Source organism: Microvirga pudoricolor, assembly GCF_016892705.1.
GTDB classification, from domain to species: Bacteria; Pseudomonadota; Alphaproteobacteria; order Rhizobiales; family Beijerinckiaceae; genus Microvirga; species Microvirga pudoricolor.
Map to the genome: position 1 here is coordinate 942,267 of NZ_JAFEMB010000001.1, position 23,410 is coordinate 965,676.

Genomic DNA, 23,410 nt, shown 5'->3' on the forward strand with positions numbered 1-23,410 from the left:
CAGGCAGAATGGCAAACGTTCAGTTCTACAGTAACATGCCGGCCGGCATCCGCCTGAGGGATTTGTTCGTCGCGCCCACAAACGTACAGATCAACAACGCCGCGACCCAGGCGACCATCCAAGAGAAGGTCTACGACTCGCTTGAGGTCCAAGTCATCTACCGTGGAGTGAACCTGACGGCCCCCAACGGCGGCAATGTTTCCGAGCTACAGTTCTCGGCCACCGGCGCCAACTGGATCACCTACGCATCTTCAGGATCCGATGGTTTCTCCTACGCCGGCGACCTGTGGAGGTTTCACGCGGCGGGCTCGTTTGCCGCCGCGATCGCCATGAACGGCAACGACTCCATCACCGGGTCGCCGAACGGCGACTACATGGACGGATATGCCGGCAACGATACCCTCAATGGTGGCGCCGGCGAGGATACGATGGAGGGCGGAGCGGGCGACGATCTTTACTACGTCGACCTCAGCACCGACCGGGTCTTCGATTATCCCGGGCAAGGCTACGATACGATCATCACATGGGCGAACTACGCGCTGGCCGAACAATCGGAGATCGAGCGCCTGCAGGCAGCCGTCGGGACGGCACCCTTGTCCCTGACGGGAAATGCCTTCGGATCCTACATCATCGGCAATGATGGCGACAACACCCTCAACGATGGCGGCGGTGTCAGCATCCTACAGGGCGGCTGGGGGAACGATACCTACATCGTTCAGAACGCGGCCACGCAGGTGATCGAAGGGATCGGGCAAGGCGACGACATCATCCTGGCCAGCGTCAGCTACTCGCTCAACGACGGGAACGACATCGCGCGGATGTCCGCCGCTGGTATCGGCCCCGTCGATCTGACCGGCAATAGCCTGTCCAACACCCTGACGGGCAATGCGGGCCGGAACACCCTCTACGGGCTGGATGGGAACGACACCATCTATGGCGCCGAAGGGCACGACAAGCTCTTTGGCGGGAACGGCGCCGATCGGCTCTATGGCGGCCCCGGCAACGACACCGTGGACGGCGGAGCGGGCAACGATTGGCTCTATGGAGACATCGGAAAGGACAAGCTCTACGGACGGGACGGAAACGATCGCCTGTTCGGCGGAACCGGCAACGACACCATCGATGGCGGCAAAGGCAACGACATCCTCTACGGCGACATGGGCAACGACAAGCTCTGTGGCGGCGACGGCAACGATAAGCTTTATGGTGGCCTCGGTGACAACACCCTGTCGGGCGGCAACGGTAAAGATACGCTCTACGGCAGCTATCACCGTGACCTTCTCAAGGGGGACAATGGAAACGACCGCCTCAATGGGGATGGTGGCAACGACACGCTCCATGGCGGTGCCGGCAACGACACGCTGTCAGGCGGCAAGGACAGCGACGTCTTCGTCTTCGACACGAAACTCAATGGCCGAACGAACGTGGACGTCATCACCGATTTCAATCCCGGCCAGGATACCATTTGGCTCAAGGCCTCGGTCTTCGGCGGCATCGGTGGCCAGGGACAACTCAGCCCCGACGCGTTCTGGACAGGCGCTCAGGCGCATGACGCCACCGATCGGATCATCTACAACAAGGATGCGGGCGTCCTCTTCTTCGACCCCGACGGCACCGGTGGCGCCGCGCCGGTCGCATTCGCAATCGTCGGCAACGTGAACCTGAGCCACTCGTCCTTTTGGATCGTCTGAACCTGTACGACGGTTGTCTCAGGTCAGCTCTACGGCAATCGGCTGATGATCGGATGCCGTCGTTACGCCATTCACGCGAACCGATCGGATGCGAGGGGCAAGATCTTCCGTGACGAAGACGTAATCCCGACAATGGGGACCTTGCGGCCATTGCTTGGCATCGGCGATTCCCACCGTCGGCTCGTGAGGGCGCTGGCCGTGAACAACTCTCCAGGCATCCACGAATGACTGCTGGCCCGGAGACCGGCGCGTGAGAATGGCCTCGTAGAGCGGGTCGTCCGGCCCCAGATTGAAATCTCCGCAGAGAACGGTGCCGACGGGACGGTCCTGATCCCGGTAGGGGCCGTCCGACGGGTCGCGGTAGGACAGGCGTGACCGTTGCTGAGCTTCCTCGTTCAGCTCCAGGATGCGGGCCACCTGCGCCTGCCGATGGGTTTCGAAATGGTACTCGAGATGGCAGGTCATGATCCGGACGGCACCGAGATTGGATGCCACGACGGCCTCAAGCGCCTGCCGCTGCATGCTGCGTCCCTCCTCGGCGGGCCAGGGCAGCATGTGGCTCGTGACCTGCAGGACCGGCAACCGGGACAGGATCATGTTGCCGAAGACCCGCGACCGGCCGTCCCGGTCTCCAAGCTCGACGGCGGGACGAAAGATCGGCCTGTAGTCCGGAAACAGATCCGCCAGGACGCGGGGCTGGTTCTCGCCGCCATCCAGCGCCTCGAAATTCGCGGAAACCTCCTGGAAGCAAAAGACGTCCGCATCGCACCACTCGCGCGCGGTTCGCGCGATCCGCGCGAGGTCGAGGCGACCATCGCAGCCGAGCCCCCATTGGATGTTCCACGTCAGAAGCTTCATCAGCGGATGCCCGCGCGCATGAAGGATTGGACGAACTGGCGCTGAAAGAGCAGGAACGCCAGAAGGAGCGGCGCCATCGTCATGATGGTGGCAGCCGTGATGACCGACCAGTCGACGCCCGTCTCAGGCGCCCCGAAGACCGCGAGTCCGACGGTGAGGGGGCGGCTCTCGACGGAGTTCGTGACGATGAGAGGCCACAGGAAGTTGTTCCAGTGATAGCTGACCGAGACGAGGCCGAAGGCGATATAGGTGGTCTTCCCGAGCGGCACGAAGACCCGCCAGAGCACACCGAAGGATGAAGCCCCCTCCACGCGAGCGGCTTCGACCAGTTCGTTGGGCACGCTCTTGAAAGTCTGCCTCAGGAGGAAGATGCCGAACGCGCTGGCCATGTAGGGCAAAGCGATGGCCGGGATCGTATCGAGGAGGTTCAAGCCGCTGACGACCCGGTAATTCTCCACGATCAGAACGTCCGGCATGATCATGAGCTGGACCAGCACGAGCCCGAACACGATGTCGCGCCCCACGAATCGGAACCGCGCGAAGGCGTAGGCCGCCAGGGTGGCGATGACCAGCTGGCCTGCCAGCACCATGGTGACGAGCAGAACCGTATTGAGGTAATAGCGCGCGAAAGGGGCCTGACGCCAGGCGCGCGCAAAATTTTCCAGGGTCAGGGGCGCCGTGAGGTCGAAGCGCGTGGCGTATTCGGCCGGGTGAAAGGCGCTCCAGAAGCAATAGGCGAGTGGCAAAAGCCACAATAGCGCCAGCGTCCAGGCCGCAACGGTCTCGATGCGGGATCCATCATGCCTCATTGATAGTGAATCCTTCGATCGAGATAGACGAACTTCGTGATCGCGATGACGGCCAGGATGGCGATGAGAGTCACGGTGAGCGTTGCCGCGTAGGTCGTGTCCCAAAAATTGAACGCCACTTCGTAGATGTAATAGAGCAGCAGCGAGCTCGCGTTGTTGGGACCGCCCTTGGTCATGATGACAAGCTGATCCACGAGCTTGAAGGAGTTGATCAGGGCGTTGATCGAGATGAACAGGGTTGTGGGCATCAGAAGCGGCAACGTCACGCGCCGGAAGAAATACCAGCGTCCGGCGCCTTCCACCGAGGCGGCCTCCTTCAGTTCCGGCGGGATCGTCTGCAGGGCAGCCAGATAGAAGATCATGAAGAAGCCGGCTTCCTTCCAAACCACCATCACGATCAAGCACGTCATGACGGTGCCGGGATCCCCGAGCCAGTTATGGCCGGAGAACCCGAAGAACCGGAGGATCTGGTCGAGCAATCCGTAATCGGGCGTGTAGAAGAAAAGCCAGATGTTCGCCACCGCGATCATCGGCAGGACGGTCGGCGTGAAGAAGGCAAGGCGCAGGAACGAGCGCCCTGTGATCTTTCGATCGACCCACACCGCCATCAGCAGCGCCAGGGCGATGCTGGCCGGCACCGTGGCGAGCGCGAAGACGAGATTGTTGCGCAGCACCTGCCAGAAGACGTCGTCCTCCAGCATCGCCTGATAATTCTCGATCCCGACGAAAGTGGCGGGGCCGCTGCGCCCCAGCGAAAAGAAGCTGTGATAGAGGGTCGCCAGGATCGGGTAATGGGTGAAGGTTGCCAGGAGAACCAGCGCAGGCAGCAGCAGGAGCCAGGCATTGGCATTGGCAGCCCAGCGCAGCCGCTTCGCAGTCTTTGGCCGAGCACTGATCATGGCGGCGGCGACCATCGTATCCTCTCCGGGGTGAGGAGCCGCAGCCGTAGCCGCGGCTCCTTGAGTGCCATGGATCAGCGGTAGCGGTTCAAGACCCGCTCGGACTGCTTCTGGGCGCTTTCAAGAGCGTCCTGAGGCGTCTGAGCACCGGTGACGGCCGCCTGAACGGCGTCGTTGACGATCTTGTAGATGCGGCCGTTTTCGTGGACGGACAGTTCCGGAACCGCATATTGCAGTTGATCGCGGGCCACGACAGCCTGCGGGAAGCCCTGCACGTAGGTTTTCATCGCCTCCGTCTCGTAGGCTTTAGGCGTCACGGCGACGTAGCCCGACTTGATGCTCCATTCCGCGGCGCGCTCCGGTGAGGTCATCCAGCGGATGAACGTCACCGCGGCCTTCTGCTGCTCGGGGGTGGCGCTCTTGAACACGTAGAAGTTTCCGCCGCCGGTGGGAGACCCGCGCCGTTCCTTGGCGGGCAGCATGGCGACGCCGAAGTTGAACTTCGCGGCATCCTTCACGGCGGTCAGATTACCGGTGGTGTGCCACATCATGGCAGTCTTGCCTTCGAGAAAGTCCGTGCGCAGCGTACCCCATTCGATGGCGCCTGTCGGCATCACCTGATCCTTGCGCGAAAGGTCGACCCAGTATTGCAGGGCCTCCACGGTCTTCTTCTCATTGAACGAGACCTTGTTGCCGGTCTCGTTCATGAGGCGCTGATCGTTCTCGATCGCGAGAGCCTGCAACATCCAGTACCCGTACCCCGTGGACGGGATCTCGACGCCCCAACGCGTAACGTTGCCCGAAGCATCCTTCTTGACCAGCTTCTTGGACATCTCGGCCATCTCGGCCCAGGTCGCCGGCGGCTTCTCGGGATCGAGACCGGCTTCCTTGAAAGCGTCCTTGTTGTAGTAGAGCACGATGGTGGAACGCTGGAAGGGGATGCTCCAGGTCTTCTCGCCAATCCTTCCGTTCTCCATGAAGGCCGGGTAGAAGCTGTCGAGCCAACCCTTGCCGTCCGCTCCCACCAGATCGTCGATCGGCACGATCGCGTTCTCGTCCATCAGGGTGAACAGATCGGTGGAGAACAAGACCGAGAGCTGGGGCGGCTGGCCGCCCTTCATGGCCGTCATGGCTTTGGTCATCGTGTCGGTGTAGTTGCCGGCATACACGGCCTGCACCTTGATGTCGGGGTTTTCCTTCTGGAAACGCTGAACCATGTCGTCGACGACATTGGTCAAGGGGCCGCCGACGGCGACCGGATAGTACATGGTGAGGTCGACCGCGTGGGCCGTGCCAGATCCCCAGCCCGCGGCCGTTATCATCCCGGCCGCCAGTAACGCCTTGGTGTAGAACTTCATCAGACCCTCCCTGTCATGCGCTGCCTTGCTCGGGCGACGTCGTCATCCGAGGCAAGACGATCAATGAGGACGCGCGCCGTCATGGCGGCGTTTCCCGCCGTCCTTCTCAAACAGATGAATGTGACGGTTATCCCATCCGAGCCCGACCTTGGTTCCCGGCTGAAGGGAACAATAGCCTGCCTGGCGCACCGCCATGGTCTCGCCTTCGAGGTCGCACAGCACGATGCTGTCCGCTCCCAGATACTCGACGGCCCTCACCTGGGCCGGGAGGCCGTCGCGCTCCATGAGTACCACGTGCTCCGGCCGCACCCCGAGAAGCTGGTCCTTCCAGGGAATGATGTTCATCGGAGGCGTTCCGATGAAGCGGGCCGTGAAGTCACTGGCCGGTTCGTTGTAGAGCTCGTGGGGAGCGCCGTTCTGCTCGATGTGACCGTCGCGCATCAGGATCACCCGGTCGGCCATGGTCATGGCCTCGGTCTGGTCGTGGGTGACGTAAACCATGGTCATACCGAGGCGCTGCTGCAGGCCCCGGATTTCCGTGCGCATCTCGTGGCGCAGCTTGGCGTCCAGGTTGGAGAGCGGTTCGTCCATCAGGCAGACGGGGGCCTCGGCAATGATCGCCCGGCCCAGCGCCACGCGCTGGCGCTGCCCCCCGGAGAGCTGGGACGGCTTGCGATCGAGCAGATGCGAGAGTCCGACGAGATCCGCGACCTTCCTGAGCTTGGCGTCGCGCTCGCCGCGCCCGACGCCCCGCACCCGAAGGCCGAAAATGATATTCTCCGCCACATTCAGGTGCGGGAACAACGCGTAGGACTGGAACACCATGGAGATCCGGCGCTCGGCGGGCGACAGCGCCGTCACGTCCCGTCCGCCTATCATGATCGTGCCGGCATCGACTTCCTCGAGGCCCGCGATGAGGCGCAGCGTCGTCGACTTGCCGCAACCGGAAGGCCCGAGGAGAACCAGAAGCTGGCCGGCATCCGCCTTGAAGCCGATCCGGTCCACGCCACCGACGCCGCCCCAGGTTTTCGATACGGCGTCAACGACGATTTCAGACATGGGGTTTTGCCTTGCGGAACCAGGAAAGGGGATCGAAGCTGCGCGCCGGCTTCGTCACCAGTCGCAGCCGCCAGTCGCCGTCGTGCCGACAGGACTCGGGTCGCGGCGCGGGAAACGCATCCCCCACGATCTGCGCCACCCGTTCGGCCGGCGTTACCACGGCCAGATCCTGTTTTGATGACAGTCCCGTCACGTCCTGCCTCCTGCCGCGCCCCGGGCCTCCAGCAGCAGGGCGGCGAGTTCGACGAATCCCTCGCCCGAGTGGCCCCGTGTGACATAGGCAGGCTTGGTTCTCAGGCGATGCGCGAGAGCCTGGATGTTGGCGACCCCGACGCTGAGCGGGAACGCCTCGAACATGGGCTCGTCGTTGGGAGAATCACCCGCATAGATGACGCAGGTATCGGCCATCGCCTCGTCGATTCCGAACTCTTGCGCCAACAGAACGCGCGTCATGGAAAGCTTGTCGTAATCGCCGAACCACCCGTTGACGTGGATGGAGCTCACCTTGGCCTGCGCGCCCGCCTCCTCGAACAGGGACACGATCCTGTCGATCTCAGCCTCGGGCAGCGGTTCCACATCCTCGCAGAAATCGATGGCGAGGTCGGCCAGCCGATAGGGCTGGTCGCTCGCCGTCGCCGCGCCGGGCACCTGGTCGAGGATCCGGTGCTTCAAGCCAGCGAGCCGTTGACGGTTGAGCTCCCGTTGCGCCCCGTCCACCCAGAAGCGCTCCAGCATTGTCCGGGCCGCCCGGTCGTATCGGAAATAAAAAGCGCCGTTTTCGCCCACGACCGCATCCACCGGCCACATGCGGGCGATATGGTCGCACCAGCCCGCCGGCCGACCGGTCACCGGGATCACCAGGAAGCCGGCCGCGTGCAGCCGCTCGAGCGCCTCGTAGGCGGCTGCGCTCAGAACCCCGTCCGTCGTAATGGTGTCGTCGATGTCGCTCAAGACAACCCGCACGCCTGCGGCCGCCGATGTCGGCAGGCTCGAGAGCGGCCTCATGCGGGAGGACTCGTCGGTGAAGGGCTGAAACGGGGCGCTGGACACGAATTGAAGGCCTTTGGCGATGGATGAGACTAGAAACGGAAATGTGGGATATCAAGCAGACTAATGTTGAATATGCCAACGTTTTAGAGGAAAGTACCACATTATTAGGTCACAGGACATCATTCTTATGTACCTGCCTGAGGGAAAGAAGGCGCGCCGCCAACGGGCTATCGTGTCCGAACTCGGCCTCAGCCCGACCGTCCGCACCTCGGACCTCGCGCGACGACTTGGGGTTTCGGTCGAAACGGTTCGCCGGGACATCGAGGAGCTGACCCAGCAGGGCCTCGTCAGCCGGACCTATGGGGGTGCCGCCGGGCGGCAGCTCGGCCTTCAGCCCGCCTATCAGGAGCGCGAGGCCCTTGCGGTCGAGGAGAGGGATGCGATCGCCGCCAAGGCCGTCGGCCTCGTGAAGGCGGGCGATGTGCTGATGATCGATTCCGGCTCCACGACGGCCCGCTTCGCCCATGCCCTCGCGCGCGCGGCGATCCGCGTGACGGTCATCACCAATTGCTTTGCGGTGGCGCAGGCCCTCGCGATGAACGACGCCGCCCGGGTCATTTTCTGCCCTGGGGACGTCTCAGGTCGCGAGGGGGGCGTTTACGGCTCCGAGACCTGCGCCTTCCTGAAGGGCTTCTACGCCGACGTCACCTTCATCGGCGCGAGCGGCCTGACGGTTGATGGGCCGACGGACGTGGAGACCGGCGCCACCTGGGTCAAACGCGGCATGATCGACAGGGCGGAGCGTCAGGTTCTGCTTCTTGATTCGAGCAAATTCGGCCGCCGTCATCTCGAACGGATCTGCCCCCTGGACGGTCTGTCCGACCTCGTGACGGACCGGAAGCCTGACGGGGCGCTCGGCGAGAGGATTGCGGCCGGGCCGACAGCGCTCCACGTGTGAAATCCCGCGATCCCGGCCGGAGGGGACGGAAGCTCAAGACGCCGGGGATCGGGCGGCGGCCGACCGCAACCGGGGCTTTGCCCCCACCTTCCGGGCGATGAGCCACGTGACAAGGATGCTGCCGAGGATCGCGACCGTGAGAAGCCGCATCCAGTCGGCCTCCTGCGATCCCTCCTGCCCGGCGATGCTCTTGGCGGCGAGGTAGCCGGGAGACAGCATCAGCGGCACCCAAAGGATGGCGGACAGCACGTTGGCGACCTGGAATGCCCGGTGGTCCATGCGCAGGACGCCAGCCACCAGCGGCACCGTGGAGCGGATCGGCCCCAGGAAACGGCCCAGGAAGATCGTGGCGAAGCCGTAGCGTCGGAAGAACAGGCGCGTGCGGGCGACGGCGCTCCGATGCCTGTTGAGGGGCCAGCGCCGGCAGACGCCCATGCCCATGGTCAGACCGATCACGTAGGAGACCGCGTCGCCCAGCACGGCTCCGCCGATGGCCCAGGCCAGGACCGGTACCGGATCGATGGCGCCCGTGCCGATCATGCCGCCCACCGCGAGCATGAGGGCCGTGGCTGGCACCAGAAGGCCCACGAAGGCCAGGGATTCTCCGAACGCCACGGCGCCCATGATCGGACCGGCCCAAGCCTGATGGGTCGTGATGAAGCCGCCGATATCGGCCATCGCCTGATCGAGCACGAAGATCTCCTGGAAAAAAGGAAGGCACGTCGCGGGACCCGCGACGTGCCGGAGGATTATGTCATTGAGATGAGCGGAGCCTTAAGCCTCGTCTTCCCCGCCGAAGAAACCGTCGAACATGCCGCCGCCCTCGTCGGCGGCTGCGGTCTGCTCCGGCTCGGGCTGCGCTCCTGCCGCATCGGCCGTCTTCGCATCATCGCCGCCGAAAGCGCCCATGAGCATGTTGCCGAGCATCACACCGCCGGCCACGCCCATGGCGGTCTGAGCCGCGCCGGCCAGGAACCCGCCGCCGCCGCCACGCCCCGGCACCATGCCGGGCTGGGCGCCGGGAGCGCCGCCCCAGGGCCCTGAGGGCTGGCCCGGCTGCATCATCGGGTTGGCTTGGGGCTGACGTTGAGCCGGCTGGGCGCCTCCGCCGAACAGTCCCGACAGGAAGCCGCCTCCACCGGCCGGACGGCTGGCGATCTGCTGCTCCAGTTGCTGGATGCGCCCTTGCGCGGCGCTGAGCGCCTGCTCCTGCACGATGATGGTCTGGGCCATGAAGTACGGAGCCTGGGGCTGCTGGGCGATTTGCGAACGGATGAGCGAGGCCGCCTCGGCGTCGGGTGCCGACGCCTGCGTTTCCACCTGGGCGAGCTTGCCGAAAAGCTGTTCAATCGCATGCCGGTCTTGATGGTTCACGAATGTGTCTCCTGTCGTGATGAACCGATTACTCTTCCCGCTGGCCCGTGAGGCTCAGCAGAAGCTGGAACAGGTTGATGAAGTTGAGGTACAGGGAGAGCGCGCCGAGCACGGCGAGCTTGTTGTTGGCCTCCGTGCCGAAGCCCTCCGCGTACTGCTCCTTGATCGACTGCGTGTCGTAGGCCGTCAGTCCCGTGAAGATCACGACGCCGAGGATCGAGATGGCGAATTGCAGCACGCTCGAGCCGACGAAGATGTTCACCACGGACGCGATCAGGACGCCGATGAGGCCCATGATCAGGAACGACCCCATGGCCGCGAGATTCCGCTTCGTGGTGTAGCCCCACAGACTGGTGGCGCCGAACATCGCCGCCGTGATGAAGAAGGTGCGCGCGATGCTCGTGCCCGTGAAAACGAGGAACACGGAGGCGAGCGACAGGCCCATGAGGGCGCAGAAGACCCAGAACAGGGTTTGAGCCGTCGCGGCCGAAATAGCGTGGGCCCGGAACGAGAAGAAGAAGATGAAGGCGAGCGGCGCCAGCATCACCACCCACTTGAGCGGCGTGGAGAAGATGGGAACGTACAGCGCGGGCGTCGACGAGACCAGGAACGCCACGACGCCCGTCATGACGAGACCGAGGCCCATGTAGTTATAGACCCGCAGCATGTGCTGGCGCAGGCCCTCGTCGAACGCCGCGGAGCCGACCCGCGTCGCAGTGTTGTTCCAGGCGAAAGGCGTATTCATGTCATGCTTCCTTGTGCATTGGCGATCGTTGAAAAGGTTCAGCGCAGGCTGGCCGAGAGGCGGCCTGCGGCTTTCTCGAGGGACGGCTCCTGGGCGCTGCCCGTCAGGGCGTAGACGAGCTCTCCGGTCTGCCAGTAGACCGTGCGCCCGTTGGGCCCTCGGGCGATGGAGGGCGGTATGACCCCGAAGGTGCCGGCCCGGGCGGCATAGAGGGAGACGGGCCCCAGTTCCCGCGCATCGACGGAGAGCTCGACGCCATGCCCCGCCCGTGCCGGGAAGACCTGCACGTCCTTGACGCGCCAATCCTTCGGCAGGGCCGGCAGGGACACGCCCGTCTCCTGCAGGATCTCGGCGGGATCGTAATCCGACGCCTCACGCTGGGAGGCCATGCGGGCACGCACCAGAGCCGTCTGATGGGCGTGGATCGCATCCTCGACGAAAGCAGGCGGCTTCGGAGACGCGTCACTTTCCGAGATGCCCAGGAAGCCGTTCTGCCCGTGGGCGAACCAACCGAGGCCGACCAGGAGCGCCACCGCTGCGGCACGCCGGAGCGCGAGGGCGACGCGCTGCCGGGCCAGTCCCCGATTCAGGCGCCGCGCGGCATCGAGCGTCGCCTCCGAGGGACGGGATGGCGCCTCGGCGAAGAGGACGCGCAAGGCGTCTCTGGCGCGCAGATCCGCCATGATGCGGGCCGCCGCGCCAGGGTTGCGGGACAGGTGATCCTCGACCTCGATGCGGCGCCCCAGATCGAGCTGATCGTCGATATAGGCCTCGAGATCCGCGTTGGTGACGGGCTCACTCATGCTGACCTCCTACGACGCGCAGCTGGGGACGGGGGCGAAGCGTGTCGGCGCCGTCGCGGCCCTCCTCGAAAGCGCGCAGGGCAGCCCGGCCACGCCCGAGGCGCGACATCAGGGTTCCGACAGGAATCTCCAGGGTTTGGGCGGCCTCCTGATAGGACAGCCCTTCGATGCTCACGAGATACAAGGCCTCGCGCTGCTCGTCCGGCAGGTTCGAGAAGGCCTCCCCCACCTGCCTGAGGCGGACGTGCCACTCCTGATCCGGCTGGGATGCCTCGTCGGCCAGGCCGGCCGCGCCCTCGACCTTCCGGGTCTCCGCTTGAGCGCGGCGGCGGCCGTCGACAAATACGTTGTGGAGCACCGACATCAGCCAACCGCGCAGGTTGCCGCCGGGCCGGAAGGTGTGACGGCGCTCGTAGGCGCGCACCAGGGCATCCTGGACCAAATCCTCCGCGGCCGCGCTGTCGCGCGTCAAGGCCTGCGCGTAGCGGCGCAGACGCGGCAGGAGGTCGATCACATCGGGGTTCGGGGGCATGCTCACGATCCGTATACGTGGGCGGCCACGGCCCTAATCCCAAGATCTGCGGATTTTTTCGAATTTTCGTTGTGGGAGACTACAGCTGAGGAAATCGGACCACCTGACAATATAAAATCATCTAGGGATTTATCCTTACGACAAAGGACAGCATTGGAGGGCCGACGGGCGCATTTAAACGCTCTTTTAAGCACCAGGAGAGATGATTTTAGACCAACCGGATCCTTTCTGTTCTCGCGGGCTTGTTTCATGTTCGGGCGTTATGCTGCATCTCATCTGGCGTTCATCCTTGCGGCCTCGGGGTTCATCACGGGACCGGCATCGGCCAACGAGCCTGTCAGGGCCTTGATCGAGGTCAGCCCCCTGCCTCCGCTGGGAGCCGCCCCCGTCCCGAGCCCGACCGCGCCTGTTCCGGAGGCCGCGCGGCCGGCCCGCGAGGCCCCCAGGGAGGCCGTCCGCCCGGGCAAGACCAGGATGAGCGGGGCCGACCTCATCGCCGGCGCCAATGGGGCGGGCTTCACGCCCGTCGCCCTGCGCTCGGCGGACCAGAGTCCGGCGATCCTCAAGCTTCAGGTCATGCTCAAGCGCGCTCATGCGTCGCCAGGGGTGATCGACGGCTATTACGGCGACAACGTCGCCAAGGCGATCTCCGCCTTCGAGGCCATGCAGGGGCTTCCCGTCAACGGGATCCTGGACGCGCAGGTCTGGAGCGCGCTGGAGAGCCTCGACCCCTCGCCGCCCCTCGTGACCTACGTCATCCAGCCCCAGGACGTGGCCGGGCCCTTCGTTCCCGACCTGCCCAAGGATTACGCCGAACTCGCCAAGCTGGAGACCCTCGCCTACCGGAATGCGGCTGAAGCCCTGGCCGAGAAGTTCCACATGGACGAGGACGTTCTGCGCCAGATCAACCCCGACGTGACGTTCACGGAAGCGGGGGCGACCATCACGGTAGCCAATGTCGGCAAGCCCGCATCCCGCAAGGTGGCGCGGCTCGTGGCCGACAAGGTCAAGAAGCAGCTCTTCGGCTACGATGCCATGGGCGCCCTCGTGGTCTCCTATCCGGCGACCATCGGGAGCGCCGCGATGCCGTCCCCGAGCGGCGTGCATGCCGTGAAGGCCGTCGCGGTCAATCCGGAATACTGGTACCGGCCGAAGGTGAACTTCCAGCAGGGCAACAACACCCAGGCCTTGCGCCTGCCCCCCGGCCCCAACAACCCCGTGGGAGCCGTGTGGATCGGCCTCGACAAGCCGACCTACGGCATCCATGGAACGCCCGAACCGAGCAAGATCGACAAAACGAACAGCCACGGCTGCGTGCGCCTGACCAACTGGGACGCCAAGGAGCTGGTCCGGCTGGTGGAGCCGGGAGTTCCGGTCGAGTTCCTCGAGCCAGAGATCGTCACGGGATCGGTGCAGGGGGGCGTTCAGTAGGTCCAGCGCTGCGCCTTCGCGACCAGGAAGTCGCGGAAAACCTGCACGCGGGCGACGGATCGCATCTCTTCGGGATAGACGAGATAGCTGTCCAAGGTGGGCATCTCCACATCCCGCAGGACCCGCGTGACCTTGGCATTGGCGTCCATAGAATAGGCGGGCGCCATACCGATGCCGCCGCCCGTCTCGATGGCTTGGCGCAAGGCTAGGCTGTCATTGACCACGAAATGCCGCGGCCGCGGGTCTTTCGGGCCACGCCCGATGGTCGAAAGCCTGTGGATGGCCAGGATGAAGGCAGGCTGATCGCCGCCGAGGCACAGGATGCGGTGCCGGTCGAGGTCCTCGATCGTCAGCGGTTCGCCGAAGCGTTCGATATAGGAAAGCGCCGCATAGGCGTGATAATGCACCGTGAAGAGCCGGCGCTGGATCAGGTCTGGCTGGGCGGGGCGGCGCAGGCGGATCGCCACGTCGGCCTCGCGCATGGCCAGGTCCAGCTCCTCGTTGGTGATGACGAGGTGGACGTTGATGCTGGGATAGAGATCGAGGAACTCCGAGACCCTTTGCGCGAGCCAGATCGCCCCGATGCCCACCGTGGCGGTCACCCGCAGGTCTCCGGACGGGACCTCGCTGGTCTCCGCCAGTCGCTGGCGCGTGGCCTCCAGCCTCATCCGCATCTCGCGGGCGGCCCTGTAGAGCACGTCCCCATGCTCCGTGAGGATGAGTCCGCGGGCATGGCGGTGAAAGAGAGGCACCTTCAGGTCCCGCTCCAGGGCGCCGATATTGCGGCTGATCGACGACTGGTTGACCCCGAGCTTTTCTCCGGCCCGCGTGAAGTTCCCGGCTTCCGCAACCTCGTAGAAGACCCTGATCTTGTCCCAGTCCAATATTCACCCTCGACGCGCGGAGAAGGGAATGACGATGCCGCGTTCCGGCTCCGGGAGAAGAATGGCCACAAAACCGGCGCTCCGCCAACCCGTCGACGGCCGGGCCGGCCTGCGGAAGGAGGATTTGCAGACCTCCCTTGCGTCCGGCGCGGGATCGGATGTCGTGCCGGGGGTGTTATCTCCTGCAAGCCCTCGAAGGATTCCCGATGCTGCCCTGGATGCAACTGACCTTCAATACCACGCTCCTCATGATGGAATCCCAAAGCGTGATCTGGACCCGCCTGTCGCAGATTGCCCTTGGGCGGGGAACGCCGGCCGAATCCATGCTGATGGTCACGGAGAAGATGGCGGCCTTTTCCGAAGCCATGCTCACCCTGGCGGCCGGCGGCTCGCCTCAGAAGGTGGTGAGGGGGTATCGCCGCCACGTCCGGGCCAATGTCCGCCGCTTGCGGAAACCCTGAGACGGCTTCGTCTCGCCGTTAAGGTTGACGCCTCATCAGGGATGCGTGGTCGCGCCTGCTCCGCTACAAGGGACCTTCCCGTACGATAGGTGCCTCATGCGTCTCGCCGCGTCCATCCTCGCCTTGGCCTGCCTGGCGTTCGCGTCGGAAGCGAAAGCGGACGAGGATCTGGTGGCCAAGCGCGAGTTCTGCCGGCAGGAGGCCAAGGATCGGATCGCACCGAAAAGCCGGACGGGCACGGACGCCTACCGCCGCATCGTCGAGAGGCGCAACGCCCATGTTGCCCAATGCATGACCCGCCCGCTTCCGAAAAGCATGATTTCCAAGGAAAAGACGAAGCCTGCGGTCGTCAAGGAGAAGGAGCCGTCGCGGCCCAGGCCGCCGAAGCGCCGCCGCCGTTGAACCGGATGGCGCGCCAAATCGTTGTCAACCCAAGCATAGCCGTAGGCTCGACGCACGAGGTGCCACGATGAAGGTGCAGGACCGGTCGGACGTCATCGAGGTTCGCTTGGGGCCGGAGCAGTTGCGGGCCCTGGATTCCTGGCGGGTCCGGCATCGCGAGGCAGCCACGCGCGAGGACGCGATCCGGCAGATCGTGCACTCCGTCCTGTCCCAGGATCTCGGCCAGGGCGCCGTGCGCGGCCAGGTCGATGAAGGGTTGCGTCCGGAGCAGCTCACCTCAGAGAACGACGACTGATCGACCGGGACGGACCCGCCACAAGAAATGTGTCCTGCGGCGGGGTCTCATGTTCCCGGCGTTGTTTGGGACTTCTGGCGCCGGGTGGGGCTTGCCCGAACCCAGCATCTCCCCAGATGTTGGTTTGAGCGATGCCTCGTTCGGGCGTCGCTCCGACGGCGCTGGAGCTGGCCTCGGCGCCGTGAATACTGTTCGTGCAGCCGTCTTGATCGCGAAAAGTCCGGAGCGGGCGGATGACTTACCGCGTCGTTTGGCAATTGGTCGGGCAAGAGGATCGCTTCCTCGATGGAGGGCGCCTCGAGGATGCTTACGACGACTACACGGCTGCCGCCCTCGCGGTCAGCCAATGGCTCGCCGATTACGCCGAAGCCGGCCGCAGCGAGGATGGGTCCCATTGGGTGGCCCGGCGCTCGAGCGACGCGGATCTCGAACTGCGGATCCGGATCGTGCCCATGACCTGCGTCCGGGAGGATCCTGCGAGGGCCGGGGCGTGAGACGACGCGCGGATTCGCCCTCAGGGATGCTTGTGGATCGGATCGACCCAATACACCTCTTCCGGGTGCTCCACCGGCTCCACCTCCGTGATGTTGACCACGACGGCTTCGTTGTCCGACCGCACCAGCACGCATTCCAGCGGCTGATCCGGGTTGGCGTTGATCTCCTGGTGCGGCACGAAGGGCGGCACGTAGATGAAATCGCCCGGTCCGGCCTCGGCCACGAATTCGAGATGCTCGCCCCACCGCATCCGGGCGCGGCCACGGACCACGTAGATGACGCTCTCCAGCTCGCCGTGGTGATGGACGCCCGTCTTGGCGTTGGGTTGGATGGAGACGGTGCCGGCCCAGATCTTTTGCGCCCCCACGCGGGCATGGTTGATCGCGGCCTGTCGAAACATGCCGGGCGTCTGCGCGGTGTTCGGATCGAGTTGATCGCCCTTGATCACCCGCACGCCGTCATGCTTCCAGGCCCCGTCGTGATCATGTGAATGATCGCCGTGTTCGCTCATCTCAAGTCTCCGTTCCGGGTTTTCTCGATTGCGGATCGCGTGGGCGCATGTCCGTCACGCCAAGCCGAGACGCTGGGCTTGGACGCTCGGCACGGCCATGGCTAGTCTTTCCCGGAAACGCGCCATGGCGTCGTTCAGGATGCGCTTGTGGCGGTTTCCCGTACTCGGATCGGCCTTGGCGCGGACGAAAGCTGCGGCGGCCTGATAGAGATCGTCGGCGGCCGCCTCGATGCCGGGATTGCGTTCCACGAGCCACAGGACGCTGAGGATATGAGAGCGCACGTCGTTCAATCCCGTGACCGCATCGGTACCCTCGTCGAGCCGCAGGAGGGCTGCATCGATGGCGCCCACCGCTTCGGCGATGGCTTCGGTGAGAAGCGGCATCTCAATAGGTCTCCCAGAGGCCGGGCGTCGCCAACTCGAGCAGATGTCCGTCCGGATCGCGGAAATAGACGCTGCGCCCGCCCCTGGACCAAGCGGCGCGCCCCTCGATGTCGATGTTCCTGTCTTGCAAAACGTTCTCCCAGGCCGCCAGATCCTCGGCCGTGACCGCGAACGCAATGTGCAGCGGACCATGACCATCGTGAGGCGGAATGGTTCCGCCCGGCATCACCACTGTCCCTTGGGTCGATCCCCGCAGGAAAAGCAGGAGAATGCTGCGGCCTCCGACATCGAAGGCGCACATGCGCTCGTCCGCGCGCAGGATGCGCAGCCCCAGCGCTTCATAGAAGCGCCTGGACCTCGGCAGGTCGTCGACATAGAGAGCCGTCTCCAGAATCGCGTCGAGTTGCGGCATCGTTTTCCTTCCGGCCGGGTGCGGCGCATTTCTGCCGCCGTCCCATGGTTGCCTGACGATGACAGATCGGCGGCCTCAGGAGAATCGGCATGCGCTATTTCTTCAACATCCAGTTGGAAAGCGACTATCTTCCTGATCGGGACGGGCAGGATTTTCCGGACGCGGATGCCGCCTGGGAAGCCGCGCGTGCGGCCGCACGGGACCTGATGGCCTCCGCGATCGTGCAGCCGTCAAGCTGGCGCGACTGCCGTTTCGAGGTCACGGACGGCCGTGGCGAGATCGTTCTGGAGTATCCTTTCCTGGAGGCTGTTGAAGTCGAAGACCGTCCGGACTAGGAGACCCCCATCGGTGAAGCTGGACCTGAGATTCGCGTGACCTAGATTCCTATGCGGTCTGCATCGGAGGTTTAAGTGATGGATCTCGACCGTCGTGCTCTCTTGTGGGGAATTTCGGCCACCGCCATGGGCCTATCCTGCGGCTCGCGCGCCCTCGCGCAATCGTCCGAGATCCCGGCGGTCTATCAGCGCATCTATGGGCCCGTCGACAACGATCGCTTTGCGATCCCCGCGGTGAGGCTCTCTCAGATCAACCCGGCCTTCCTGCGGCGGCTCGTCCCCTATGAGACGGCGGAGGAGCCGGGAACAATCGTGGTCGACCCGCAGGCGCATTATCTCTACCACGTGCAGCCCAACGGCACGGCCATGCGCTACGGCGTCGGCGTCGGCCGCTCCGGTTTCGGATGGTCGGGCACCGCCAGCATCGAGGCCAAGCAGGAGTGGCCGGACTGGTACCCTCCCAAGGAAATGCTGGACCGCCAGCCGGATCTCATGGCGCAGATGACAAACCTGCAGAGCGGGCTCGGGATGCCCGGCGGGCCCGGCAACCCGCTGGGCGTGCGGGCCATGTATCTGTGGCAGGGCAACAAGGACACCCTCTATCGCATCCACGGGACCTTCGAGCCCTGGACCATCGGCAAGAGCGTGTCGTCCGGATGCATCCGCATGATCAATCAGGATGTGATCGACCTCTACAACCATGCGCCGGTCGGCACGAGGGTCGTGGTGATCGGCTCTCCCGGTCGCGTCCGCCAGTCCCGCACTGCCCGCCCGAGCTGACCTTCATCCATTGGTCGGGGTCGAACCTCGCGAAGGCGACATGTTACAAACCCTCTTGCTCCCGGAGACCGCTCGTTCGAGGCGCGCCAGTTTGTCTGCCAGGGGTTCGGGTTCAGGGAGGGGTTTTGCGTGTCGCTCCTGGTATTGGACAATATCGGCAAGGAGTTCGGAGCGATCCGGGCCCTGTCGAACGTCAATCTGACGATCCGGCCCGGCGAGGTCGTGGGCCTGATGGGCGACAACGGAGCCGGCAAGTCGACCCTGGTCAAGATCATCGCCGGAAACTTCCCGCCCTCGCACGGCCGCGTCCTGTTCGAGGACAAGGAGGTTCATTTCGCGAAACCGGTCGATGCCCGGGCGGTGGGCATCGAGGTCGTGTACCAGGACTTGGCCCTGGCCGATAACCTGACGGCCGCCGCGAACGTGTTCCTGGGCCGGGAGCTGAAGCGCAAGGTCGGGCCGTTCTCGTTCCTGGATCACGCGGCCATGAACCGGCGTACCGGCGAACTGTTCCGTGAGCTGAAGTCCGAGACGCGGCCCGACGACGTGGTGCGCGCCATGTCGGGCGGCCAGCGGCAGGCGGTGGCCATCGCCCGCACGCGCCTGGCGCGGGCCAAGCTCATCCTGATGGACGAGCCCACCGCGGCCATCTCGGTCCGGCAGGTGGCCGAGGTTCTCGACCTGATCCGCCGGCTGCGCGACGCGGGGATCGCCGTTATCCTGATCTCGCACCGCATGCCGGACGTCTTCTCCGTGTGCGAGCGCGTGGTCGTCATGCGCCGGGGCACGAAGGTGGCCGACAAGCCCGTGAGCCAGTCGAGCCCCGAGGAAGTCACGGCCCTGATCACCGGCGCCAAGGAGGCCGCCTGATGAACGACATCACCCAGGCCTCCGGCGCCAGCGATTTCTCCAATGTGGGGCGCGCACCCTGGTGGCGGCGCGGCTTCTTCGCCAGCCAGACCGCCTATGTGGCGGTGGCGCTCGTCGTCATCATGGTCGTGATGTCGGTGCTGAGCTCGGCCTTCCTCAGCGCGGGCAACCTCGCCAACGTGGCCAAGAACTTCTCGTTCGTGGGCATCGTCACCCTCGGCATCACGCTGGTGATCGTCACGGGCGGCATCGACCTGTCGGTCGGGTCGACCATGGCGCTGTCCGCCATCGTCTGCGCCATCGTCATGCAACGCCTGGCGGGCACGGCCGTGGAGGGCATCCCGCTCCTGGCCATGACGCTGTCGCTCCTGTCGGGCCTCGGCGCCGCGCTGCTGATTGGTCTTGCGAACGGCCTTCTCATCGCGAAACTCGGTCTGTCTCCCTTCGTGACGACGCTGGGCATGCTGTCCATCGTGCGCGGGCTTGCCTATGCGGTCACCGAGGGGCGCGGGCAGGCGCCGACCGGATCCGACGTGGACCTCTTCTACGCCTTGACGGACGGCAATCTCGGCGGCGTTCCCGTCGCGGTGATCTATCTTCTGGTGCTCGCGGTCATCATGGGCGTCGTCCTCCACCACACCGCCTTCGGCCGCCACGTCTTCGCGCTCGGCGGCAACGAGAAGGCGGCGGCGCTCACCGGCATCGCGGTCGACCGGGTCAAGATCGCCGTCTACGTTCTGTCCGCGCTCTCGGCGGGTTTCGCGGGCATCCTCATGGTCGGCTGGCTCGGCTCGGCCCCCGCCAACCTCGCGACGGGCTATGAGCTCACCATCATCGCGGCGGCGGTCATCGGCGGCGCCAACCTGACCGGCGGCGTCGGCGGTCCGGCGGGCGCCGTGATCGGCGCCCTTCTCATCGAAGTGATCCGCAACGGCCTCGTGCTCGCGGGCATCAATGCCTATTGGCAGATCGTGCTCGTGGGCGGAATCATCATCCTGGCGGTCCTGGTCGACCGCGTGCGCACCCTGAGGATCGCCTCGTAACCGGCCCGGCCCATCGGCTCGCGCCAAGCTGGCAACAAGACCCCGAACGGGGCGGCATCGTTCACTAGGAGGAAGACCATGAAACGTCTGCTACTTGCGGCTATCGCGGCCGTAGCGCTCACCGCTCCGGCGGCGGCGCAGACCTATCGCTTCGCCATCGTGCCGAAAGCGATGAACAACCCTTATTTCGATCTGTCCCGCGACGGCTGCATCAAGCGTGCCAAGGAACTCGGCAACGTGGAATGCATCTATAAGGGCCCGGTCGAGCACGAGCCCGCCAGCCAGGCCCAGATCATTCAGGACCTGATCAGCCAGAAGGTCGACGGAATCGCGATCTCGGTCTCGGACGCGGCCGCGGCCGTGCGCGTGATCAAGGCGGCCCGCGACGCGGGCATCCCGGTCATCACCTTCGACGCGGACGCGCCGAACTCGGCCCGCCAAGCCCATGTGGGTACGGACAACCGCGCCATGGGCCGGGCCCTGGGCGAGGAGTTGCTGAAGATGCGCCCGGACGGGGGCAAGTACGCCATGGTGTCCGGCGGGCCTGCGGCCGCAAACCTCAAGGACCGCGTGGAAGGCGTGCGCGATGCCCTGAAAGGGTCGAAGTGGACCGAGGTCTCCGGCTCGCCCACCTACTGCAACGACGATCTGGCCCTGGCCGTGCAGCAGATGCAGGACTTGAAGACAGCCAATCCGGACCTTGCCGCCATCGTGCCTGTCGGCGGCTGGCCAATGTTCGTGCCCGAGGCCTACAAGAGCTTCGTGAACAAGAACAAAAGCGCGATGGATCAGGGCAAGTTCACCCTCGTGGTGGCCGATACGCTGAAGGTGCAGCTCGAATTGCTTCGGGACGGCTTCGCCAACGCGCTCGTGGGACAAAGGCCCTACGAGATGGGCGAACGCGCCATGGACATCCTTCTCAAGCTCAAGAAGGGCGAGAAGGTGGACGACATCATCTACGCGGGCATCGACCGCGTGACGAAGGACAATGTCGGCACCATGCTGAAGTAAGGCCCCTCCCCGCGCCGGAAGCGACCCTTCCGGCGCGGCAGCCATCCCCCATGGCCGCGGCCCTGGATTTTTTCGCCTCCGTCTGATTGGAAGGGGATCCGCCCGGATCGCCACGGAGGCCCGATGTCATGAACGTATTTCCCCGGGTCATCTGCATCGGCGGCGCGGCCGTGGACCGCAAGTACCGCGCGCAAGACCCCGTCAGGCTCGGGACGTCGAATCCCGTCACGACCGAGCGGACGCCGGGCGGGGTCGCCCGCAATGTGGCCGAGAACCTGGCCCGCCTCGGCGCCCATGTGTCGCTCGTGTCCATCGTGGGAGATGACGACAACGGACGCTTCCTACAATCGGGCCTGACCTCTCTGGGCGTCGACATCCGTGGAATGCGGGTCTCGCGGGACCGGTCGACGGCCGAGTACGTGGCCGTCCTCCAGCCGACCGGCGATCTGGCCGTCGGACTGGCCGATATGGGGATCTTCGAGGGGCTGCATCCGGATGCCGTCCTGGCCCCTCTGGCGGATGCGGATGCGGGGGATTGGATCTTCGCCGATTGCAACCTTCCCGCCCCCTGCCTCCATGCCCTGGTCAGTCACGCTGGGAGCCACTCTCTTTCCCTTGCCGTGGATGCCGTGTCCGGCCCGAAAGTCAGGCGACTGCCCGAGGATCTGACGGGCATCAGCCTTCTCTTCCTCAACGGCGACGAGGCCGCGGCCCTTCTGGAAATCGACGCCGGCCCGGATCTCGACCTTGCCGGCCTGGCCTCGCAGCTCCTGGATCGCGGCGCCGGGCGGGTCGTCCTGACCCGGGGACCGCACGCGTTCATCGTGGCGGATGCAAGCGGGATCTCCGCCCTCCGTCCCATGGAGGCCGCAATCCTCGACGCGACCGGGGCCGGCGACGCCTTGATCGCGGCCACGATCCACGGCTTGGCCACAGGGTGCGACCTCACCGGAGCAGCCCGGCTGGGAAGCGTCGCGGCGGCCCTGACGGTCGAAAGCCCGTTCAGCGTTCGACCCGACCTGTCCCTTGCGCTATTGAAGGCGCGAATCTCTGAACATCTCCTCCCGGAAGCCCCGTCGCCATGACCCACAGCCCGTTGAGCCGCTTCATCGACATCGCACCGGAGGTGCAGGAGGCGCTGACGCAGGCCGGGCCCGTCGTGGCCCTGGAATCCACCATCATCACGCACGGCATGCCCTACCCGCAGAATGTGGAGACGGCCCGCGCGGTGGAAGGCATCGTACGCGAGAACGGGGCCGTGCCGGCCACCATCGCGGTCATCGGCGGCCGCATCAAGGTCGGCCTCTCGGAGACCGACCTCGACTGGCTCGGCACAGCCAGGGATGTGATGAAGCTCAGCCGCGCGGACCTGCCCTACGCCGTGTCGACCGGGCGCCACGGAGCCACCACCGTGGCCGCCACCATGATCTGTGCGACCATGGCGGGCGTGCGGGTGTTCGCCACCGGAGGGATCGGCGGCGTGCACCGGGGCGTCGAGGCCACGATGGACATCTCGGCCGATCTCGACGAGCTTGCCCGGACCCCTGTCACCGTGGTGTGCGCCGGCGCCAAGGCCATCCTGGACCTGCCCCGCACGCTGGAATACCTGGAGACGCGAGGCGTGCCGGTAGTCGGGTATCGAACCGACCGGTTTCCCGCCTTCTGGAGCCGCGCGAGCGAACTCCCGGCCCCGCTCCGCCTCGACTCGCCGGAGGCGATCGCTGGCCTTGTCGACACCAAGAGAGCGCTGGGCCTCGAAGGCGGCGTTCTGGTTGCCAACCCCGTTCCGGAAGAGGCCGAGATACCGGCCGATGTCATGAAGGTCTTCATCGACGAAGCCATCGGCGAGGCGCAGCGCCGGGGCGTTACGGCCAAAGCGGTGACGCCGTTCCTGCTGTCTCGTCTCTTCGAGGAAACGCAAGGCCGCAGCCTGGAAACCAACATCGCCCTGGTGAAGAACAATGCGGACCTGGCGGCTCGCGTCGCGGGCGCCCTCTCCCGCGCGACGGGGTAACGGCCC

The 23,410-nt window shown here is 65.2% G+C and carries 30 protein-coding genes; 14 read left to right on the plus strand and 16 right to left on the minus strand.

Features of this window, described 5'->3' with window-relative positions; all coding sequences use genetic code 11:
- Positions 1-8: 8 nt before the first annotated feature.
- Positions 9-1,691, plus strand: coding sequence for a calcium-binding protein (locus tag ILT42_RS04375; protein WP_204214091.1), 1,683 nt, complete (start codon positions 9-11; stop codon positions 1,689-1,691).
- An 18-nt stretch (positions 1,692-1,709) separates the two neighbouring features.
- Here ILT42_RS04375 and ILT42_RS04380 read toward each other — a convergent pair whose 3' ends face one another.
- From ILT42_RS04380 to ILT42_RS04410, 7 genes are all read right to left on the minus strand, one after another.
- Entirely contained in the window at positions 1,710-2,549 is an 840-nt protein-coding gene (locus tag ILT42_RS04380) for an endonuclease/exonuclease/phosphatase family protein (protein WP_204214092.1), read from the minus strand.
- Complete coding sequence (locus tag ILT42_RS04385; protein ID WP_204214093.1) at positions 2,549-3,358, minus strand: carbohydrate ABC transporter permease; 810 nt, start codon at positions 3,356-3,358, stop codon at positions 2,549-2,551. Before ILT42_RS04385 ends, ILT42_RS04380 begins: the two co-directional genes overlap by 1 nt.
- The gene (locus ILT42_RS04390) at positions 3,355-4,257 is read right to left on the minus strand and encodes a carbohydrate ABC transporter permease (protein WP_204215115.1); all 903 of its coding nucleotides are present in this window, start codon (positions 4,255-4,257) and stop codon (positions 3,355-3,357) included. The genes ILT42_RS04385 and ILT42_RS04390 overlap by 4 nt, the downstream gene beginning before the upstream one ends.
- A gap of 74 nt (positions 4,258-4,331) precedes the next feature.
- Positions 4,332-5,579 (minus strand): ABC transporter substrate-binding protein, encoded by a 1,248-nt coding sequence (locus ILT42_RS04395; RefSeq protein ID WP_407664534.1) that lies wholly within the window; start codon positions 5,577-5,579, stop codon positions 4,332-4,334.
- 96 nt (positions 5,580-5,675) lie between these two features.
- Positions 5,676-6,674 carry an ABC transporter ATP-binding protein gene (locus tag ILT42_RS04400; RefSeq protein WP_204214095.1) on the minus strand — a complete coding sequence of 333 codons (999 nt, stop codon included), beginning with the start codon at positions 6,672-6,674 and terminating at the stop codon, positions 5,676-5,678.
- Positions 6,667-6,867: a hypothetical protein gene (locus ILT42_RS04405; protein ID WP_204214096.1), complete on the minus strand. Its 201-nt coding sequence runs from the start codon at positions 6,865-6,867 to the stop codon at positions 6,667-6,669. Before ILT42_RS04405 ends, ILT42_RS04400 begins: the two co-directional genes overlap by 8 nt.
- Complete coding sequence (locus tag ILT42_RS04410; protein ID WP_204214097.1) at positions 6,864-7,679, minus strand: HAD-IIB family hydrolase; 816 nt, start codon at positions 7,677-7,679, stop codon at positions 6,864-6,866. Before ILT42_RS04410 ends, ILT42_RS04405 begins: the two co-directional genes overlap by 4 nt.
- A gap of 172 nt (positions 7,680-7,851) precedes the next feature.
- Here ILT42_RS04410 and ILT42_RS04415 point away from each other — a divergent pair, with 172 nt between their 5' ends.
- Positions 7,852-8,622: a DeoR/GlpR family DNA-binding transcription regulator gene (locus ILT42_RS04415; protein ID WP_204214098.1), complete on the plus strand. Its 771-nt coding sequence runs from the start codon at positions 7,852-7,854 to the stop codon at positions 8,620-8,622.
- Between the two features lie 33 nt (positions 8,623-8,655).
- Here the strand turns inward: ILT42_RS04415 and ILT42_RS04420 are convergent, their stop codons facing one another.
- The 5 genes from ILT42_RS04420 to ILT42_RS04440 all read right to left on the minus strand — a co-directional run bounded on the left by ILT42_RS04420 (position 8,656) and on the right by ILT42_RS04440 (position 12,076).
- Positions 8,656-9,300: a DedA family protein gene (locus ILT42_RS04420; protein ID WP_229428466.1), complete on the minus strand. Its 645-nt coding sequence runs from the start codon at positions 9,298-9,300 to the stop codon at positions 8,656-8,658.
- Positions 9,301-9,396: 96 nt separating this feature from the next.
- Positions 9,397-9,996, minus strand: coding sequence for a DUF2076 domain-containing protein (locus ILT42_RS04425; protein WP_204214100.1), 600 nt, complete (start codon positions 9,994-9,996; stop codon positions 9,397-9,399).
- A 28-nt stretch (positions 9,997-10,024) separates the two neighbouring features.
- Positions 10,025-10,741, minus strand: a complete 717-nt coding sequence (locus tag ILT42_RS04430) for a Bax inhibitor-1/YccA family protein (RefSeq protein WP_204214101.1) — start codon at positions 10,739-10,741, stop codon at positions 10,025-10,027.
- A 38-nt stretch (positions 10,742-10,779) separates the two neighbouring features.
- Positions 10,780-11,544, minus strand: coding sequence for an anti-sigma factor family protein (locus ILT42_RS04435; protein WP_204214102.1), 765 nt, complete (start codon positions 11,542-11,544; stop codon positions 10,780-10,782).
- Entirely contained in the window at positions 11,537-12,076 is a 540-nt protein-coding gene (locus tag ILT42_RS04440; protein ID WP_204214103.1) for a sigma-70 family RNA polymerase sigma factor, read from the minus strand. The genes ILT42_RS04435 and ILT42_RS04440 overlap by 8 nt, the downstream gene beginning before the upstream one ends.
- A gap of 249 nt (positions 12,077-12,325) precedes the next feature.
- Here ILT42_RS04440 and ILT42_RS04445 point away from each other — a divergent pair, with 249 nt between their 5' ends.
- A complete protein-coding gene (locus ILT42_RS04445; protein ID WP_204214104.1) occupies positions 12,326-13,507 on the plus strand; it encodes a L,D-transpeptidase family protein in 1,182 nt (393 codons plus the stop codon).
- Here ILT42_RS04445 and ILT42_RS04450 read toward each other — a convergent pair.
- Positions 13,501-14,391: a LysR family transcriptional regulator gene (locus ILT42_RS04450; protein ID WP_204214105.1), complete on the minus strand. Its 891-nt coding sequence runs from the start codon at positions 14,389-14,391 to the stop codon at positions 13,501-13,503. The genes ILT42_RS04445 and ILT42_RS04450 overlap by 7 nt on opposite strands.
- 206 nt (positions 14,392-14,597) lie before the next feature.
- On the opposite strand from ILT42_RS04450, the gene ILT42_RS04455 reads away from it, so the two are divergent.
- The 4 genes from ILT42_RS04455 (at position 14,598) to ILT42_RS04470 (ending at position 16,043) form a co-directional block, all read left to right on the plus strand.
- A complete protein-coding gene (locus ILT42_RS04455) occupies positions 14,598-14,852 on the plus strand; it encodes a hypothetical protein (protein WP_204214106.1) in 255 nt (84 codons plus the stop codon).
- A 96-nt stretch (positions 14,853-14,948) separates the two neighbouring features.
- A complete protein-coding gene (locus tag ILT42_RS04460; protein ID WP_204214107.1) occupies positions 14,949-15,254 on the plus strand; it encodes a hypothetical protein in 306 nt (101 codons plus the stop codon).
- Between the two features lie 67 nt (positions 15,255-15,321).
- Positions 15,322-15,549 carry a hypothetical protein gene (locus tag ILT42_RS04465; RefSeq protein WP_204214108.1) on the plus strand — a complete coding sequence of 76 codons (228 nt, stop codon included), beginning with the start codon at positions 15,322-15,324 and terminating at the stop codon, positions 15,547-15,549.
- Between the two features lie 233 nt (positions 15,550-15,782).
- Positions 15,783-16,043: a hypothetical protein gene (locus tag ILT42_RS04470; protein WP_204214109.1), complete on the plus strand. Its 261-nt coding sequence runs from the start codon at positions 15,783-15,785 to the stop codon at positions 16,041-16,043.
- Positions 16,044-16,063: 20 nt separating this feature from the next.
- Here ILT42_RS04470 and ILT42_RS04475 read toward each other — a convergent pair whose 3' ends face one another.
- Genes ILT42_RS04475 through ILT42_RS04485 form a run of 3 tightly spaced genes read right to left on the minus strand, consistent with a single transcriptional unit; the run spans position 16,064 to position 17,351 of the window.
- A complete protein-coding gene (locus ILT42_RS04475) occupies positions 16,064-16,555 on the minus strand; it encodes a cupin domain-containing protein (RefSeq protein ID WP_204214110.1) in 492 nt (163 codons plus the stop codon).
- 54 nt (positions 16,556-16,609) lie between these two features.
- The gene (locus tag ILT42_RS04480) at positions 16,610-16,939 is read right to left on the minus strand and encodes a hypothetical protein (RefSeq protein ID WP_204214111.1); all 330 of its coding nucleotides are present in this window, start codon (positions 16,937-16,939) and stop codon (positions 16,610-16,612) included.
- Between the two features lies 1 nt (position 16,940).
- Positions 16,941-17,351, minus strand: a complete 411-nt coding sequence (locus ILT42_RS04485) for a VOC family protein (protein ID WP_204214112.1) — start codon at positions 17,349-17,351, stop codon at positions 16,941-16,943.
- A gap of 89 nt (positions 17,352-17,440) precedes the next feature.
- On the opposite strand from ILT42_RS04485, the gene ILT42_RS04490 reads away from it, so the two are divergent.
- From ILT42_RS04490 to ILT42_RS04520, 7 genes are all read left to right on the plus strand, one after another.
- Positions 17,441-17,686, plus strand: a complete 246-nt coding sequence (locus ILT42_RS04490) for a DUF6894 family protein (RefSeq protein ID WP_204214113.1) — start codon at positions 17,441-17,443, stop codon at positions 17,684-17,686.
- A gap of 78 nt (positions 17,687-17,764) precedes the next feature.
- Positions 17,765-18,466: a L,D-transpeptidase gene (locus tag ILT42_RS04495; protein WP_229428343.1), complete on the plus strand. Its 702-nt coding sequence runs from the start codon at positions 17,765-17,767 to the stop codon at positions 18,464-18,466.
- A gap of 129 nt (positions 18,467-18,595) precedes the next feature.
- Complete coding sequence (locus ILT42_RS04500) at positions 18,596-19,336, plus strand: ATP-binding cassette domain-containing protein (RefSeq protein ID WP_204214114.1); 741 nt, start codon at positions 18,596-18,598, stop codon at positions 19,334-19,336.
- A complete protein-coding gene (locus tag ILT42_RS04505) occupies positions 19,336-20,379 on the plus strand; it encodes an ABC transporter permease (protein WP_204214115.1) in 1,044 nt (347 codons plus the stop codon). The genes ILT42_RS04500 and ILT42_RS04505 overlap by 1 nt, the downstream gene beginning before the upstream one ends.
- Before the next feature lie 78 nt (positions 20,380-20,457).
- Positions 20,458-21,390 (plus strand): sugar-binding protein, encoded by a 933-nt coding sequence (locus tag ILT42_RS04510; protein WP_204214116.1) that lies wholly within the window; start codon positions 20,458-20,460, stop codon positions 21,388-21,390.
- Positions 21,391-21,518: 128 nt separating this feature from the next.
- Positions 21,519-22,475: a carbohydrate kinase family protein gene (locus ILT42_RS04515; RefSeq protein WP_204214117.1), complete on the plus strand. Its 957-nt coding sequence runs from the start codon at positions 21,519-21,521 to the stop codon at positions 22,473-22,475.
- Complete coding sequence (locus ILT42_RS04520) at positions 22,472-23,404, plus strand: pseudouridine-5'-phosphate glycosidase (RefSeq protein WP_204214118.1); 933 nt, start codon at positions 22,472-22,474, stop codon at positions 23,402-23,404. The genes ILT42_RS04515 and ILT42_RS04520 overlap by 4 nt, the downstream gene beginning before the upstream one ends.
- Positions 23,405-23,410: the final 6 nt, after the last annotated feature.

Coding starts and splice junctions, on each gene's coding strand:
- ILT42_RS04455 (WP_204214106.1), top strand. CDS start 14,598: ATGCTGCCCTGGATGCAACTGACCTTCAATACCACGCTCCTCATGATG.
- ILT42_RS04485 (WP_204214112.1), bottom strand. CDS start 17,351: ATGCCGCAACTCGACGCGATTCTGGAGACGGCTCTCTATGTCGACGAC.
- ILT42_RS04480 (WP_204214111.1), bottom strand. CDS start 16,939: ATGCCGCTTCTCACCGAAGCCATCGCCGAAGCGGTGGGCGCCATCGAT.
- ILT42_RS04395 (WP_407664534.1), bottom strand. CDS start 5,579: ATGATAACGGCCGCGGGCTGGGGATCTGGCACGGCCCACGCGGTCGAC.
- ILT42_RS04445 (WP_204214104.1), top strand. CDS start 12,326: ATGTTCGGGCGTTATGCTGCATCTCATCTGGCGTTCATCCTTGCGGCC.
- ILT42_RS04430 (WP_204214101.1), bottom strand. CDS start 10,741: ATGAATACGCCTTTCGCCTGGAACAACACTGCGACGCGGGTCGGCTCC.
- ILT42_RS04375 (WP_204214091.1), top strand. CDS start 9: ATGGCAAACGTTCAGTTCTACAGTAACATGCCGGCCGGCATCCGCCTG.
- ILT42_RS04465 (WP_204214108.1), top strand. CDS start 15,322: ATGAAGGTGCAGGACCGGTCGGACGTCATCGAGGTTCGCTTGGGGCCG.
- ILT42_RS04435 (WP_204214102.1), bottom strand. CDS start 11,544: ATGAGTGAGCCCGTCACCAACGCGGATCTCGAGGCCTATATCGACGAT.
- ILT42_RS04515 (WP_204214117.1), top strand. CDS start 21,519: ATGAACGTATTTCCCCGGGTCATCTGCATCGGCGGCGCGGCCGTGGAC.
- ILT42_RS04420 (WP_229428466.1), bottom strand. CDS start 9,300: ATGGCCGATATCGGCGGCTTCATCACGACCCATCAGGCTTGGGCCGGT.
- ILT42_RS04510 (WP_204214116.1), top strand. CDS start 20,458: ATGAAACGTCTGCTACTTGCGGCTATCGCGGCCGTAGCGCTCACCGCT.
- ILT42_RS04400 (WP_204214095.1), bottom strand. CDS start 6,674: ATGTCTGAAATCGTCGTTGACGCCGTATCGAAAACCTGGGGCGGCGTC.
- ILT42_RS04440 (WP_204214103.1), bottom strand. CDS start 12,076: ATGCCCCCGAACCCCGATGTGATCGACCTCCTGCCGCGTCTGCGCCGC.
- ILT42_RS04385 (WP_204214093.1), bottom strand. CDS start 3,358: ATGAGGCATGATGGATCCCGCATCGAGACCGTTGCGGCCTGGACGCTG.
- ILT42_RS04380 (WP_204214092.1), bottom strand. CDS start 2,549: ATGAAGCTTCTGACGTGGAACATCCAATGGGGGCTCGGCTGCGATGGT.
- ILT42_RS04475 (WP_204214110.1), bottom strand. CDS start 16,555: ATGAGCGAACACGGCGATCATTCACATGATCACGACGGGGCCTGGAAG.
- ILT42_RS04495 (WP_229428343.1), top strand. CDS start 17,765: ATGGATCTCGACCGTCGTGCTCTCTTGTGGGGAATTTCGGCCACCGCC.
- ILT42_RS04470 (WP_204214109.1), top strand. CDS start 15,783: ATGACTTACCGCGTCGTTTGGCAATTGGTCGGGCAAGAGGATCGCTTC.
- ILT42_RS04415 (WP_204214098.1), top strand. CDS start 7,852: ATGTACCTGCCTGAGGGAAAGAAGGCGCGCCGCCAACGGGCTATCGTG.
- ILT42_RS04490 (WP_204214113.1), top strand. CDS start 17,441: ATGCGCTATTTCTTCAACATCCAGTTGGAAAGCGACTATCTTCCTGAT.
- ILT42_RS04460 (WP_204214107.1), top strand. CDS start 14,949: ATGCGTCTCGCCGCGTCCATCCTCGCCTTGGCCTGCCTGGCGTTCGCG.
- ILT42_RS04505 (WP_204214115.1), top strand. CDS start 19,336: ATGAACGACATCACCCAGGCCTCCGGCGCCAGCGATTTCTCCAATGTG.
- ILT42_RS04520 (WP_204214118.1), top strand. CDS start 22,472: ATGACCCACAGCCCGTTGAGCCGCTTCATCGACATCGCACCGGAGGTG.
- ILT42_RS04410 (WP_204214097.1), bottom strand. CDS start 7,679: ATGAGGCCGCTCTCGAGCCTGCCGACATCGGCGGCCGCAGGCGTGCGG.
- ILT42_RS04390 (WP_204215115.1), bottom strand. CDS start 4,257: ATGATCAGTGCTCGGCCAAAGACTGCGAAGCGGCTGCGCTGGGCTGCC.